The sequence below is a fragment of the Streptomyces ureilyticus genome, assembly GCF_011045025.1.
GTDB lineage: Bacteria > Actinomycetota > Actinomycetes > Streptomycetales > Streptomycetaceae > Streptomyces > Streptomyces ureilyticus.
The window spans coordinates 1-13,074 of the sequence record NZ_JAAKZX010000112.1 but is presented as its reverse complement, the minus strand read 5'-3'; the positions used below and the strand labels follow the sequence as shown (position 1 = coordinate 13,074).

Annotated in this window: 15 protein-coding genes and 1 pseudogene; 12 read left to right on the top strand and 4 right to left on the bottom strand. The window is 69.7% G+C overall.

Annotated elements, in window-relative coordinates; genetic code table 11:
• Nucleotides 1-45 precede the first annotated feature (45 nt).
• Nucleotides 46-666, top strand: a complete 621-nt coding sequence (locus G6048_RS29050; protein WP_206342252.1) for a TetR/AcrR family transcriptional regulator — start codon at nt 46-48, stop codon at nt 664-666.
• Nucleotides 667-720: 54 nt separating this feature from the next.
• Here G6048_RS29050 and G6048_RS29045 read toward each other — a convergent pair whose 3' ends face one another.
• Genes G6048_RS29045 through G6048_RS29035 form a run of 3 tightly spaced genes read right to left on the bottom strand, consistent with a single transcriptional unit; the run spans nt 721 to nt 1,908 of the window.
• Nucleotides 721-930, bottom strand: a complete 210-nt coding sequence (locus G6048_RS29045) for a tautomerase family protein (RefSeq protein ID WP_165342561.1) — start codon at nt 928-930, stop codon at nt 721-723.
• A gap of 10 nt (nt 931-940) precedes the next feature.
• On the bottom strand, nt 941-1,153 hold the full coding sequence (locus G6048_RS29040) for a hypothetical protein (RefSeq protein ID WP_165342560.1): 213 nt from the start codon (nt 1,151-1,153) through the stop codon (nt 941-943).
• Complete coding sequence (locus G6048_RS29035) at nt 1,150-1,908, bottom strand: SDR family oxidoreductase (protein WP_165342559.1); 759 nt, start codon at nt 1,906-1,908, stop codon at nt 1,150-1,152. Before G6048_RS29035 ends, G6048_RS29040 begins: the two co-directional genes overlap by 4 nt.
• A gap of 86 nt (nt 1,909-1,994) precedes the next feature.
• Between G6048_RS29035 and G6048_RS29030 the strand changes: the two genes are divergently transcribed.
• Together G6048_RS29030 and G6048_RS50030 are read left to right on the top strand one after the other, a co-directional pair.
• Complete coding sequence (locus tag G6048_RS29030) at nt 1,995-2,855, top strand: helix-turn-helix transcriptional regulator (RefSeq protein ID WP_165342558.1); 861 nt, start codon at nt 1,995-1,997, stop codon at nt 2,853-2,855.
• A gap of 96 nt (nt 2,856-2,951) precedes the next feature.
• Nucleotides 2,952-3,134: pseudogene (locus G6048_RS50030) on the top strand (aromatic-ring hydroxylase C-terminal domain-containing protein); the annotation flags it as partial.
• 62 nt (nt 3,135-3,196) lie between these two features.
• On the opposite strand, the gene G6048_RS29025 reads toward G6048_RS50030, so the two are convergent.
• A complete protein-coding gene (locus tag G6048_RS29025) occupies nt 3,197-4,237 on the bottom strand; it encodes an LLM class F420-dependent oxidoreductase (protein ID WP_165342557.1) in 1,041 nt (346 codons plus the stop codon).
• A gap of 192 nt (nt 4,238-4,429) precedes the next feature.
• On the opposite strand from G6048_RS29025, the gene G6048_RS29020 reads away from it, so the two are divergent.
• The 9 genes from G6048_RS29020 to G6048_RS28980 all read left to right on the top strand — a co-directional run.
• A complete protein-coding gene (locus G6048_RS29020; RefSeq protein WP_165342556.1) occupies nt 4,430-5,287 on the top strand; it encodes an ABC transporter ATP-binding protein in 858 nt (285 codons plus the stop codon).
• Complete coding sequence (locus G6048_RS29015; RefSeq protein ID WP_165342555.1) at nt 5,284-6,102, top strand: ABC transporter ATP-binding protein; 819 nt, start codon at nt 5,284-5,286, stop codon at nt 6,100-6,102. The genes G6048_RS29020 and G6048_RS29015 overlap by 4 nt, the downstream gene beginning before the upstream one ends.
• The gene (locus G6048_RS29010) at nt 6,102-6,992 is read left to right on the top strand and encodes a branched-chain amino acid ABC transporter permease (protein WP_165342554.1); all 891 of its coding nucleotides are present in this window, start codon (nt 6,102-6,104) and stop codon (nt 6,990-6,992) included. The genes G6048_RS29015 and G6048_RS29010 overlap by 1 nt, the downstream gene beginning before the upstream one ends.
• Complete coding sequence (locus G6048_RS29005; protein WP_328827266.1) at nt 6,985-8,082, top strand: branched-chain amino acid ABC transporter permease; 1,098 nt, start codon at nt 6,985-6,987, stop codon at nt 8,080-8,082. Before G6048_RS29010 ends, G6048_RS29005 begins: the two co-directional genes overlap by 8 nt.
• A gap of 111 nt (nt 8,083-8,193) precedes the next feature.
• Nucleotides 8,194-9,435 (top strand): ABC transporter substrate-binding protein, encoded by a 1,242-nt coding sequence (locus G6048_RS29000; protein WP_165342553.1) that lies wholly within the window; start codon nt 8,194-8,196, stop codon nt 9,433-9,435.
• A gap of 121 nt (nt 9,436-9,556) precedes the next feature.
• Entirely contained in the window at nt 9,557-10,204 is a 648-nt protein-coding gene (locus G6048_RS28995; RefSeq protein WP_235990458.1) for a TetR/AcrR family transcriptional regulator, read from the top strand.
• A 204-nt stretch (nt 10,205-10,408) separates the two neighbouring features.
• Entirely contained in the window at nt 10,409-11,173 is a 765-nt protein-coding gene (locus G6048_RS28990; protein WP_165342551.1) for an SDR family NAD(P)-dependent oxidoreductase, read from the top strand.
• A gap of 64 nt (nt 11,174-11,237) precedes the next feature.
• Nucleotides 11,238-12,005, top strand: coding sequence for a crotonase/enoyl-CoA hydratase family protein (locus G6048_RS28985; RefSeq protein ID WP_165342550.1), 768 nt, complete (start codon nt 11,238-11,240; stop codon nt 12,003-12,005).
• Nucleotides 12,006-12,012: 7 nt separating this feature from the next.
• Nucleotides 12,013-13,074, top strand: a 1,062-nt coding sequence (locus G6048_RS28980; RefSeq protein WP_165342549.1) for a CaiB/BaiF CoA transferase family protein, incomplete at its 3' end; no start/stop codon positions are given.

The following is a 13,074-nucleotide window of genomic DNA, read 5'->3' as shown; positions in this document are numbered from 1 at the left end:
CGGAACTATACGGAAAGGCTTTCCGGTTACGCAACTGGAGGGATCATGACCGAGAAGGCAGGGCCGCCCGGGGCGCCCCGCCGCATGCGCGCGGACGCACAGCGCAACGTGGACGCCCTGATCAAGGCGGCAAGGGTCGTCTTCGACACATCCGGCGTCGACGCACCCGCCAAGGAGATCGCCGACCTGGCCGGCGTCGGCGTCGGGACGCTCTACCGGCACTTCCCGCTTCGCTCAGACCTGGTCAAGGCGGTGGTGGAGAGCAGGATCGACGCCTGCGCCGCGGCCGGGCCGCAGCTCAGTGCCGTACACGAGCCGGGAGAGGCGCTCGCCGAGTGGCTGCGCCAGTACACCGAATTCCTGGGGACCAAACGAGGACTGGCCCCGGCCCTCCATTCGGGCGATCCGGCCTACGAGGCTCTGCCCGGCTACTTCCTGGAGAAGGTCGGCCCCGCTCTCACGGAACTGCTCGACGCCGCGGCAGCCGGCGGAGCGGTTCGCGACGACGTCAGCGCCCATGACCTGCTGTACGCCATCGCCAACCTGTGCATGCCCGTGCCCGGCGAAGGACCCGATTACAACCAACGCATGGTCGCTCTGCTCATCGATGGGCTGCGCACCCGGCGCCAGGGCGTTTCGTCCGGCTCATCGCACTCTCATGCATGACGGCCCGGCCGTCCGCCGGCTTCGGGCCGTTACGCAGCGCGGGAGGGTGCGGCGTCAGTCGGCGCCGTTGAGCATGGCGGCGGTCAGGACGTTGCCGGCAACACCCCAGCCGCCGTCGACGACCTCGTCGACGAGGACGACCGCGGTCGGTCGCGCCCGGTCTCCGTAGATCTCGGCGAACAGGTCGGTGGTGCGCTCGATGAGCTTCTTCTTGTCCTCCGCGGTGATGGTGCCGGCGGGGACCTTGAAGTGGGCGAATGGCATGGTGGCTCTCCTAGGGTTGCTTCCGCGCGTGCGGAGGTTGGGCGGGGTGCTGGTAGCCGATTCGCCAGAGGCCGGTCAGAGGCGGGAAGAGTCCTTCGATGCCGACGCGGCGGTAGAACTCCACCCGGATGCGGTCCGTGATCGCGTCGACGACCTCGCTGCCGCCGCGACTGGGGTCGATGCGGGGTGCGGAATGGCCGCTGCCGGTCGGGCCGGACCTCACACCATGCCGCCGTTCGCGCGCAGGATCTGGCCGTTGATCCAGTGGCCCTCGGCACTGGTCAAGAATGCGACGACATCGGCGATGTCCTCCGGAGTGCCCAGGCGCTCCAGTGGCGGTGTCTTGGCCAGCGTATCGATCTGCTCCTCGGTCTTGCCCTCGAGGAAGAGCTCGGTGGCGGTCGGGCCTGGGGCGACGGTGTTCACGGTGATGTCGCGCCCGCGCAGCTCGCGCGCCAGGATCAGGGTCATCGCCTCGATGGCGCCCTTGCTGGCGGCGTACGCACCGTAGTCGGGGAACTGGGTGCCGACGACGGAGGTGGAAAAGCTCACGAAGGAACCGCCTGCGCGCAGGCGCCGGGCAGCCTGCTGGGCGACCACGAAGGCCCCGCGGACATTGGTGCGGTGCAGTTGGTCGAGGACGTTCAGGTCGAGGTCGGCGATGGGCGCGAGTGCCAGGCGTCCGGCGGCGTTCACGACGACGTCCACGCCCCCGAATGCCGCCTCGGCCTGGTCGAAGAGCGCGGCGACGGCCTTCTCGTCGGCGACGTCGGCCCGGACCGCGATCGCCTTGCCGCCGGCGGCGGTGAGCGCGGCCACCGTCTCCTCGGCGGCGGCGGTGTCGCCGACGTAGTTGACGACGATGGCCAGGCCGTCGGCGCTGAGCCTGTGGGACACGGCCCGGCCGATGCCGCGCGAGCCCCCGGTGACGACGGCGACCCGGCCGACCGCCTCTCGGGTGGTGTCGATGGAAGTCATGCCTCCACGATGTGGGGCACCTGCGGGCGGTACCAGGGGATGTCATCCCCTGTGTCAGCTGCCCCGGCTGCCGCAGACTGGTCGCCATGAAGGCCACGAAATACGCCGAGCTGGGGGCGTTCCTGCGATCCCGGCGGGGGCGCATCCGCCCCGAGGAGGTCGGGCTCGTCTCCGGGCCGCGGCGCCGCGTGCCCGGGCTGCGTCGCGACGAGGTGGCCCAGCTCGCGGGTGCATCGGTGGACTACTACAACGAGCTGGAACGCGGCGCCGGTTCTCAACCGTCCGAGCAGATGCTCGCGGCCCTCGCGCGGGCGCTGCGGCTGACCGCCGACGAGCGCGATCACCTCTACCACCTCGCGGACCGCCCTGTCCCGGTCCAGGGCGGGTTCTCCTCGCACATCCATCCCGGCATGCTCGACCTGCTCACGCGGCTGACCTCGACGCCCGCCCAGGTCATCACCGACCTGCATGTCACCCTCGTGCAGAACCCGCTCGCCGTCGCGCTGCTCGGTGACCAGTCAGGGTTCCGCGGCCGGGAGGCGAGCTTCGTCCACCGGTGGTTTACCGACCCCGAGGCACGACGGATCTATCCGGAGGAGGAGCACGCGACGCAGTCCCGGGCGTTCGCCGCCGACCTGCGGGCCGCAGCGGCACGTCGGGACGCCCGGGACACCGAAGCGAGTTCGATGGTCGCGAACCTGCTCCACCGTTCGCCCGAGTTCGCCGAGCTTTGGGCCGAACACGACGTGGCGTTCCGTCGCAACGACCGAAAACGCCTCGTCCACCCCGCCCTGGGCGTGCTCGACGTCAACTGCCTCAACCTGTTCAGCGAGGACGGCCGTCAGCGGCTGCTCTGGTTCACCCCCGCGGTGGGCACCGACAGCGCCGACAAGCTGGACCTGCTCACCGTCATCAGCACCCAGCCACTCACTGGGGACCCGGGCTGAAGAGCGGGTGTCGAGCACGGTGGTCATGCGGCGGCGCGCTCGCGGGCCGGACGGGCGGACGATCCCAGGTGACGCCGTAGCGGTCCGTGAGCATCCCGCACCGAACGCCTGACTGTCGGCGGCTGATCAGACCGGGGCGACCACCTCGCGGACCCCACTGCCGCACTGGATGTTCCCTGCGTCCTGCTACGTCCCGACGGCCACGTCGCCTGGATCGGCGACGATCAGCAGGACCTGGACGACCACCTCTCCCGCTGGTCCGGCAAGCCCGCCAACTGATTTCGCCTGAGCAACCATGCCCTCCGAGGGCTCCCCGCCCGCATCGTGCTACGCGCGAGGCGTCAGTCCAGCATGCCGCGCAGTCGCTCGACGGCGTGGACGCGTTCCCTGTGCGTGCCGGCCAGCGGCTTCACGCACAGGGTCGTCACTCCGGCGGCGGCAAAGGCATCGAGCTGTCCGGCGATCTGCTCCTTCGTCCCCACCAGGGAGATGGCCCGCAACAGTCCCTCGGGAACGGCGGCTTCGGCCTCCTGCTTCTTTCCTGACAGGTACAGGTCCTGGATGCGCACCGCCTCCCGTTCATAGCCGTACCGACCGGCGAGCCGGGCGTAGAAGTTCTTGTTCCTCGCGCCCATCCCCCCGATGTAGAGGGCCAGTTGTGGCCGGGCTCGGTCCAGCAGGTGTTCCACGTCGTCGCCGAGGGCCAGAGGCGCCGTCACCGTGATGTCGAGCGTGCCCAGTGCCGCATCGCGCCGGGCCAGCCCCGCGGTCAGTGCCGCTCCCCACACCTCGGCGGCCTTTCCGGGATGGAAGAACACGGGCAGCCAGCCCTCGGCGAGTTCGGCCGTCAGCTCGACATTCTTCGGGCCGATCGCGGCCAGGGTGATGGGGATGCGGGAGCGGACCGGCTTGTTGAGGAGTTTCAGGGGCTTGCCGAGCCCGGTGCCCTGCTCGGCGGGCAGCGGAAGCGGGTACTTCGGGCCCGGATGCACCACCGGTTCGCCCCGCCACACCTGACGGCAGATCTCCACCACCTCGCGGGTGCGGCCGAGTGGCGCGTCGTACGGCACCCCGTGGAAGCCCTCGATCACCTGCGGTCCCGACGCTCCCAGGCCCAGCGTGAACCGGCCGCCGGAGAGATCGTCCAGACCGGCGGCGGTCATCGCCAGGAGCGACGGCGTACGAGTGAAGACCGGGAGGATCCCGGAGGCGATCTCCAGGCGTTCGGTACGAGCCGCGAGGTAGCCCAGTCGGCTGACGGCGTCGAATGAGTAGGCCTCCGGCACGAAGGCGATCTCGACCCCTGCCGTCTCGAAATCCCTTACGGCACGGACCGATTCGATGAAGTCGCCGCTGTAATCCATTGTCATACCGATACGCATGCGAAGGCCCTCGTCTTCTGATCGACTGAGACTTATCGAACGATCGTTTAATACGATAGCGGCCCTGCTGCCCAGGCGGAACCGGCGAACTCGTAGCCCTTCACCCCGTGTTGCTGCAAGCGATCATGTGCAGGGACCTTGACCGAGTGACGTGGCTCACCCTACGTTCGCGCTGGCCTTAACGAACGATCGATGAGTGACGCATGGCGTCGCTTCAGGGCGGCAAGGGAGGCCGAAGTGCTCGAAATCGATGGGCTCGTCGTCCGGTACGGCGCTCGCGCACCCGTTCTGCGGGGGGTGTCCCTGGACGTCGGCGGCAGCGGCGTCGTCGCGCTCCTCGGCAGCAACGGCGCCGGAAAGACGACGCTCATGCGCGCCGTCTCCGGCACGCTCGGCCTGTACGGCGGCGGGGTGACCGAAGGCTCCGTCCGGTTCCGTGGCGAACGGATCACCGGTGCGGACACGGCACGCACCGTGATGCACGGGCTCGTACAGGTACCGGAAGGACGGCACATCTTCGCCGGTCTGACGGTGGAGGAAAATCTGAACGCCGGTGCGCTCACCGTGCGGTCGTCGGCGGTGCGTGAGCGCACACGCCGTCGGATGTACGAACTCTTCCCGCAGCTCGCCGAGCGGCGACGCGCCCGTGGCGGGACGTTGTCCGGCGGCGAGCAGCAAATGCTCGCCATCGCCCGGGCGTTGATGGCGCAACCCAGACTCCTGCTTCTCGACGAGCCGTCCCTCGGCCTCGCGCCGCGGCTGGTGCATCTCGTGGGCGAGACCATCCGCGAGATCAGCCGGGAAGGGGTCCCCGTCCTGCTGGTGGAGCAGAACGCGGCGATGGCGCTTTCGGTCGCCGACTCGGCCTGTGTGCTCGACCTCGGACGGGTCGTACTGAGCGGACCGACGGACGAACTGGCGCAGAGCGACGACGTGCGACGCCTCTACCTGGGCGCAGACGCGGACGCCGGCCGGAGCGCCGGCGTGTCCGCACCGCGGCCCGGGCCCGAATCCGGAAACACGCCGACGCTGAGCAGGTGGTCCGGATGACGACGACTCAAACGCAAACGGCAGCGGAACTGCGTGTCGAGGACGTGAGCGTGGTGTTCAGCGGACTGCGCGCCCTTGACGGTGTGTCATTCACCGTGCGGCCCGGAACGATCCACGCCGTCATCGGTCCCAACGGTGCCGGGAAGACGACGCTGCTCAATGCCCTGTCGGGGATCTACCGTGTCGCCTCGGGCCGCATCATGGTGGACGGTCAGGAGGTGACGGGCCTGCGTCCGGACCGGGTGGCACGCAGGGGAGTCGCCCGCACCTTCCAGAACATCGTCGTGTCACCGGTCGAGTCCACACTCGACAACCTCATGGTCGGCCGGCATCGGCTGACCCGGTCCGGCATCGCCGCGACCGCCCTGGGGCTGGGCCGCGGTGAACAGCGTGTCCACGAAGCGCGGGTGCGCGACATCGCGGAGTTCGCCGGCTTGTCCGGCGTTCTGGACCGCCCGGCGGCGAGCCTCGCCTACGGGGATCTCAAGCGCCTGGAGTTCGCGCGGGCGCTGTGCCTGGAGCCGCGGTTGCTCATCCTCGACGAACCGGTCGCCGGGATGAACACCGCGGAGAGCGCGGAACTCGCCCGGCTGGTCTCCGCGGCACGTGACGCGCTCGGTCTGACCGTGGTGTTCGTCGAGCACGACATGGGAGTGGTCATGTCGATCGCCGACCGCATCACCGTCCTCGACTTCGGCAAGGTCGTCACGGACGGCACGCCGGAACACGTAAGGCAGCATCCGGACGTGATCAGCGCCTATCTGGGAGCGCCCATGGAATCCGGAAACGACCAGGTGGCGGAGAGGTTGTCGTGATGACCCGCGGAGTCGAAATCCTGCTGAGCGGCGTGTCTTTGGGGTTGTTGTACGCCCTGATCGCACTGGGCTTCGTCATCGTCTTCAAGGCGACCCGCACGGTGAACTTCGCGCACGCCTCGTTTCTGCTCTTCGGTGTGTGGGTGGTGGCGCAGACCAGCCCGCACATCGGCTTCGCGGCCGCTGTGGCGCTCGGCCTGGTCGCGGCCGGGACGCTGGGACTGGCGGTGGAGCGACTGCTGCTGTCCCGGGTCGACGGCCGCAAGCATGACGCGCTGGCGATCCTCACCATCGGGGTCAACGTGGTGCTCACCGCGGAACTGAGCTGGCGCATCGGGGAGAGCGTGCTGCCACTCGGCGCTCCCTGGGACGGACACGTGGTCCACTTCGGCTCAGTGGTACTGCCCTTGTCCGTGATCATCACCATTGTCACCGTGCCGCTGCTGATCGCCGGTCTCGCCGCGGTCCTCCGCCATACCGGCTGGGGTCTGGCCATGCGCGCCTCGATCGAGGACCGGGAGGGCGCGGCGCTCGCCGGTGTCCGGCTGAAGCGGGTCTCGGCAGGTGCCTGGATCGCGGCCGGCATCCTCGCCGTCGCGGCCGGCATCGGTCTCGCGTCGTTCCCGAGCCCTGGCGTGGCCGTGAGTACCGGGACCGCGGCCATCAAGGCGCTGCCCGCCGCGATCATCGGCGGCCTCGACTCGCTCGGCGGGGCGATCGTGGGAGGCCTGGTCATCGGTATCGCCGAGGTGACCGTCGCCGAGTACCAGGACGCCCTCTCCTTCCTCGGACGAGGTCTTGGGGACGTCGTGGCCTACGTGATCATGATCTGCATTCTGCTGTGCCGGCCCTCGGGGCTGTTCGGCGCGAAGGAGGTCAGCCGTGCCTGAGACGTCCCGGTTCCCCATGGCAGGGCGTGTGCCGGCCCTGTGCGCGCTGACCGCCGCCCTGGTGGTCCTCCTGGCGCTGCCCCTGTATGTCTCCGCGTTCTGGCTGAACATGGGCCTGTTCGCGATGGCGGCGGCGGTCGGCGCGATCGGCCTCACCATCCTGCTCGGCGCGGCGGGACAGTTGTCCCTGGGACACGCCTTCTTCGTCGCTGTCGGCGCGTACGGCTATGCCTTCCTGGCCGGAGAAAGCGGCGGCGGGGTGTCCGGTCTCGGCCTCCCCCCGCTTCTCGCCGCGGTCCTGGCCGTCCTGCTGGCGGGCGTCTGCGGCCTGCTGTTCAGCCCGGTCTCCAGCCGCCTGCGCGGCATCTACCTGGGCATCGCCTCCCTGGGCCTTGTGTTCCTCGGCCACCATCTGCTGCAGAACATGAAGCCGGTGACCGGCGGCTTCGAGGGCCGGACCGTCGTGCCGATGTCGATCGGCGGGTTCTCCTTCTCCGACCAGACGGACGTCACCGTCCTGGGCGTTCCGTTCGGTGCCGCCGAGAGCCAGTGGTATCTGTTCCTCGTCGTCACCGTCGGGGCGGCGCTGCTCGGCCGCAACGTCCTGCGCGGCCGACCCGGCAGGGCGCTGAGGCTCATGAAGGACAGCGAAATCGGCGCGAGCGCCATGGGCGTCGACATACGACGCACCAAGGCAGCCGTCTTCGTACTGTCGTCGATGTATGCCGGCGCCGCCGGTGTGCTCACGGCACTGGCCTTCCAGCGCACCGTCCCCGACTACTTCAGCCTCCACCTGTCGGTCAACTATCTGGTGATGGTCATCCTGGGCGGCCTCGGATCCGTGGGTGGCGCGATCGCCGGTTCGGTCTTCGTCGTGACGCTGCCCCTGCTGTTCTCCCGCTACGCGGATTCCCTGCCGTTCGTCGCCGGAGCCGGCGGGCAGGGACTGGACGCGTCGACAGCGGCACAGTTCGTGTACGGCGTGGTTGTCATCGTGGCCGTGATCGTCCAGCCGGGCGGTCTGGCGGCGCTGGCCGGCGCCGTTCGGCCTCTACGAAGCCGCCGCCCGGCCGCGGCCGCCACTCCCTGATCCCCCACTCCCCAAGCGTCCGTCGCCTCAGACACTCCAGACCCGCCCCCCCACCTTGCCGGACGTGTGCTGTCAACCACCTCATCCGCTTCTCAGCGAGGAGACACACCGATGCACAAATCGCGCACAGTCGGCCTGGCGGCCGCGGCCCTGGCCTTCACGCTGGCGGTTGCCGGCTGCTCCACCAAGGCGGAAACGGCCGGGACCGCCGCCGCGCCCGGGGTCAGCGACTCCACCATCAAGCTCGGGGTGCTGATGGACCTGTCGGGCCCGTTCGCGGGCACCGGCAAGACGATCCTCGACGCGAGCAACGTCGCCGTGAAGGAGATCAACGCGGCAGGCGGTGTCTGCGACCGGAAGCTGGCACTCGTCACCCGCGACCACGGCTACGACCCGCAGAAGGCCGTCGCCGCGTACGACGAGATGGATCCGCAGGTCCTCGGGTATCTGAACATCCTCGGCTCACCGGTCGTCACGGCGCTGCGGGACAAGATCGAGGCGAAGGACGAACTCGCCGGCCTGACCACGTTCGCGTCGACCCTGCTCGGGGACGAGCACCTGATCGTCCTGGGTGCCACGTACGACATCCAGACGATCAACGGCCTGGACTGGCTCATGAGGAAGGGCGAACTGCGCAGCGGCGATTCCGTCGGGCATATCTACCTCCAGGGAGAAATCGGCGAGAACAGCCTGCGGGGCAGCAAGTTCGCTGCGGGGAAGCTGGGGTTGAAGATCGTCGGCCAGCAGATCGAACCCACCGCGACCGACCTCACCAGCCAGGTCAACGCGCTCAAGTCGGCGAAGGTCAAGGCGATCGTGGTGGACTCGACGCCCAAGCAGGCGGCTTCGGTGGCGGCCGTGGCGCAGGCGGCCGGCATGGAGGTGCCGATCATGGGCGGGGTGTCGACCTTCGCCACCAGCCTGCTCAGGACGTCTGCGGCGCCCGCGCTCACCGAGCACTACACCAGGCTCTCCGGTCTTGGCGGCATCGGTGAGGACAATGCCGCCGCTCGCAAGCTGGCCGCTGCCTGGAAGGACCAGTACGGTAAGGCGCCGGAGGCCAGCAGCGGAGTCGTCCACGCCTACGCCATGACCAAGCTCTACGCCGAGATAATCGGCAAGAGCTGCAAGGACCTCACCCGCCCGGGCGTGCTCAAGGCCCGCAGCGCTGTCACCGACTTCACGCTACCGGGCCTGCTTCCGCCTCAGGACTTCTCCGATCCCGCTGAGCCCAGTTCGCGCGAGGCCCAGGTGCTGGGTGTGGACAAGGGTGTCTTCGCCGGAGTCAAAGCACTCGGTGACTTCTTCGCATCGGATCTGGCGAAGGAGTACAAGGTGCCGTCGGCCGGATGACACTGCGGACTGCGCCCGGCGGGCCGGCGGCGGTGCGCCGGCCCTCGGCTCCGCATGGCACGGGAGCGGAGCGGCTTTGTCGATCGTTCGTTCGTTCTGGGAGGCTGGGACCATGGATGCGATGAGCGGCAAAGCGGCGGGCAAGAGTGGCAAGGCGGCGGACAACGGTCCCTCCAGCCCCCGGGGAAACGGCCGGGACGCCATCATGGACGCCGCACGAGATGTCTTCGCGGAGCGCGGCTACTTCGGCGCCTCCATTCGTGACATCGCCAAGCGGGCCGACATGAGTCTGTCCGCCCTCTATTACTACTACTCCGGCAAGGCGGAGCTCTTCCACGCCCTGATCGAGGACTCGCTCGACGACTACTTCCGTCACTGCGAGAAGGAACTGGCCCAGGCCGGTGACGACCCCGCCGCGCGTCTGGCCGCCCTGGTGAGAGTGACGGTCGACTACCGGGTCCGGCGGCGGGTCGAGAGTCTGCTGACCCTCCAGGAACTCCGTTACCTCGAACCCGAGTACCGCAACCCCATCATCGAAAGGCGGCACGCCGTATCGGGACTCTTCCAGAAGGCCATAGACGACGGCATCGCCGGCGGAGTCTTCCGGACCCCGCACCCGGACGACGCCCGCCGGGCGGTCATGGCCATGTGTAACGCCGTCGCCCAGTGGTACGACCCGTCCGGCGACCTCGGGACGACGGAGCTGTGCGACCGGTACGTGCGGCTGGCGTTCGCCATGCTCGGGCACGGCGAGGCGCCGGCCCGGTAGGTCGCCCGCACTTTTCGTCGCGGTCATTGACAGTGGGTGAGACGGCGACCTAACTTAACGATCGTTCGACAAGTACCTTCCTCTTCATCGGCTGCGGTCCCGACCACAACGGCCGGGGCCCGTGCCCCGGCGTACGACGGCAGTCGCCGAGCCTTCGCGCCGGCGGCGGCAGATCCGACACCGACTCGACCGACTGGAGCGTCCATGCAGACCAGCGGAATATCCGCAGTGGTGACCGGCGGCGCGTCGGGGCTCGGCCTGGCGACGGCACGGCGACTGCTCAAGGCCGGCGCCCGCGTCACCATCGCGGACCTGCCCTCCTCGGACGGCGAGCGCGCCGTCCGCGACCTCGGCCCCGAGGCCGTCTTCGTCCCCGCCGACGTGACCAGCACCGAGGACATGACCGCCGTCCTCGACACCGCCGAGCGGACAGGAGCGCTGCGCGCGGTCGTCCACTGCGCGGGCCGCGGCGGTCCGCTCCGCGTGGTCAACAAGGACGGCACCGCCGGTGATCTCGACCATTTCCGTGCCGTGGTCGACGTCAACCTGATCGGCACCTTCAACGTGCTCCGGCTCGCCGCCGCCCGCATGGCCCGCAACGAACCACTCGACGGAGACCGTGGAGTGGTGGTCATGACAGCGTCGGTCGCGGCGTTCGAGGGGCAGATCGGACAGAGCCCGTACGCGGCGTCGAAAGCCGGCGTGGCCGGCCTCACTGTGTGTGCGGCCCGGGACCTGGCGAGCAAGAGCATCCGGGTCGTCACCATCGCGCCCGGCTTGTTCGACACACCGATGCTCGGCAGAAGGCCGAAGGAGAAGCTCGACGCGCTCGCTGCCGCGGTGCCGCACCCGCCGCGCCTGGGCGCGGCGGACGAGTACGCACAACTCGCCCTGCACATCATCGACAACGCGATGCTCAACGGAGAGACCATCCGCCTCGACGGCGCGATCCGCCTGGCCCCACGCTGAAGGCCGGCGCTCAACCGCCACTCCCCAACCGCGACCACCGCTTGGCCACCGCAAAGGAGCTTCCGTGGCAGACGAAGTACTGGTCGAGTACGGCGACGACGGCATCGCCGTCATCACCATCAACCGGCCCGAATCCCGCAACGCGGTCACCCGAGCCGTCGCGGAGGCGATCGCGTCCGCGCTGGACGAGTTGGACGAGCGTGACGACCTCGCGGTCGGCATCATCACCGGCGCCGGCGGCACCTTCTGCGCGGGCATGGACCTCAAGGCGTTTCTGCGGGGCGAGCGCCCTCACGTGCAGGGGCGCGGTTTCGCCGGCCTCACCGAGACCCCGCCGCGCAAGCCGCTGATCGCCGCCGTCGAGGGCTACGCCGTGGCGGGCGGATGCGAGATCGCCCTCGCGAGTGATCTGGTCGTCGCCTCGGAGGACGCCAAGTTCGGGCTGCCCGAGGTCAAGCGCGGTCTGGTGGCGGTGGCCGGGGGACTGCTGCGACTGCCGGGCCGGATCCCGTACCAGATCGCGATGGAACTCGCCCTCACCGGCGATGTCCTCACCGCGGACCGGGCCTACCACTACGGGCTGGTCAACCGGCTCACCCCGCCCGGCGGCGCGCTGAAGGAGGCGAGGCTGCTGGCCTCCGCCATCGCCGCCAACGGTCCGCTCGCCGTACGGATCACCAAACGTATCCTTGTGGAGTCTCCCGGCTGGCCACGCGACGAGCTGTTCGACCGTCAGAAGCCGATCACCGAGCTGGTGTTCAACTCGGATGACGCTCGGGAAGGCGCGTCGGCCTTCACCGAGAAGCGCGCTCCCGTCTGGCGAGGCCGGTGAGCGGGCGGTGAACGAAGAACAAGACCAGGGACGTGCGAACGGCGCCGTACCCGATGGGGCCCCGGGGCCGCTCGCCGGGCTGCGGGTCATCGAGCTCGGGGGCATCGGGCCGGGACCGTTCTGCGCGATGCTCCTCGCGGACGCCGGTGCGGACGTGATCCGTGTCGAGCGCCCGTCGGACGTGGCCGGCAAGCCCGATCCCGTCCTGCACCGGGGCCGGCGCTCGGCCGCCATCGACCTCAAGCACCCGGAAGGCGTCGGCGCCGTCCTCGACCTGGTGGCGGATGCCGATGTCCTCCTGGAGGGCTTCCGGCCGGGTGTGGCCGAACGGCTCGGCGTGGGCCCCGGCCCGTGCCTGGACCGCAACCCGCGCCTGGTCTACGGACGGATGACGGGATTCGGGCAGGACGGGCCGCTCGCGCCGCGGGCCGGGCACGACATCAACTACATCGCCCTGTCGGGGGCCCTGGGAGCCATCGGACCGGCCGACGGCCCGCCGGTCCTGCCGCTCAACCTGCTCGGCGACTTCGGCGGCGGTGGCGCACTGCTCGCCTTCGGAGTGCTGTGCGCGGTCGTGCAGGCAGGCGCCACCGGGAAAGGCCAGGTCGTGGACGCCGCCATGGTGGACGGGTCGGCTCAACTGCTGGCCATGATCTACAGCCGTCTGCACCAGGAGCGGTGGACCGACCGCCGGGGCGTCAACTACCTGGACGGCACAGCCCCGTTCTACGGCGTCTACCGCTGCCGCGACGGCGAGTACGTCGCGGTCGGCGCGATCGAGGCGCCCTTCTTCGCCACCCTCCTGGAACGGCTCGGCCTGGCCGCGGATGCCGACTTCACCCAACAGTGGGACCGGTCCCGCTGGCCGGTCATGCGGCGGCGCCTGGCGGAGGTCTTCGCCGCCCGCACCCGCGACGACTGGGCCGCCGTGTTCGCCGACGCCGACGCGTGCGTCACCCCCGTGCTGTCGCTGGTGGAGGCACCGCGCCATCCCCACAACGCCGCACGCGGCACCTTCCTCACCGACGGCACGGGAGTCCTCCAGCCCGCCCCGGCCCCCCGGTTCGGC

Excerpts from the sequence above, each read along its gene's own strand:
- G6048_RS29050 (WP_206342252.1), top strand. The coding sequence starts at position 46 with ATGACCGAGAAGGCAGGGCCGCCCGGGGCGCCCCGCCGCATGCGCGCG.
- G6048_RS29045 (WP_165342561.1), bottom strand. The coding sequence starts at position 930 with ATGCCATTCGCCCACTTCAAGGTCCCCGCCGGCACCATCACCGCGGAG.
- G6048_RS29035 (WP_165342559.1), bottom strand. The coding sequence starts at position 1,908 with ATGACTTCCATCGACACCACCCGAGAGGCGGTCGGCCGGGTCGCCGTC.
- G6048_RS29030 (WP_165342558.1), top strand. The coding sequence starts at position 1,995 with ATGAAGGCCACGAAATACGCCGAGCTGGGGGCGTTCCTGCGATCCCGG.
- G6048_RS29025 (WP_165342557.1), bottom strand. The coding sequence starts at position 4,237 with ATGCGTATCGGTATGACAATGGATTACAGCGGCGACTTCATCGAATCG.
- G6048_RS29020 (WP_165342556.1), top strand. The coding sequence starts at position 4,430 with ATGAGTGACGCATGGCGTCGCTTCAGGGCGGCAAGGGAGGCCGAAGTG.
- G6048_RS29015 (WP_165342555.1), top strand. The coding sequence starts at position 5,284 with ATGACGACGACTCAAACGCAAACGGCAGCGGAACTGCGTGTCGAGGAC.
- G6048_RS29010 (WP_165342554.1), top strand. The coding sequence starts at position 6,102 with ATGACCCGCGGAGTCGAAATCCTGCTGAGCGGCGTGTCTTTGGGGTTG.
- G6048_RS29000 (WP_165342553.1), top strand. The coding sequence starts at position 8,194 with ATGCACAAATCGCGCACAGTCGGCCTGGCGGCCGCGGCCCTGGCCTTC.
- G6048_RS28995 (WP_235990458.1), top strand. The coding sequence starts at position 9,557 with ATGAGCGGCAAAGCGGCGGGCAAGAGTGGCAAGGCGGCGGACAACGGT.
- G6048_RS28990 (WP_165342551.1), top strand. The coding sequence starts at position 10,409 with ATGCAGACCAGCGGAATATCCGCAGTGGTGACCGGCGGCGCGTCGGGG.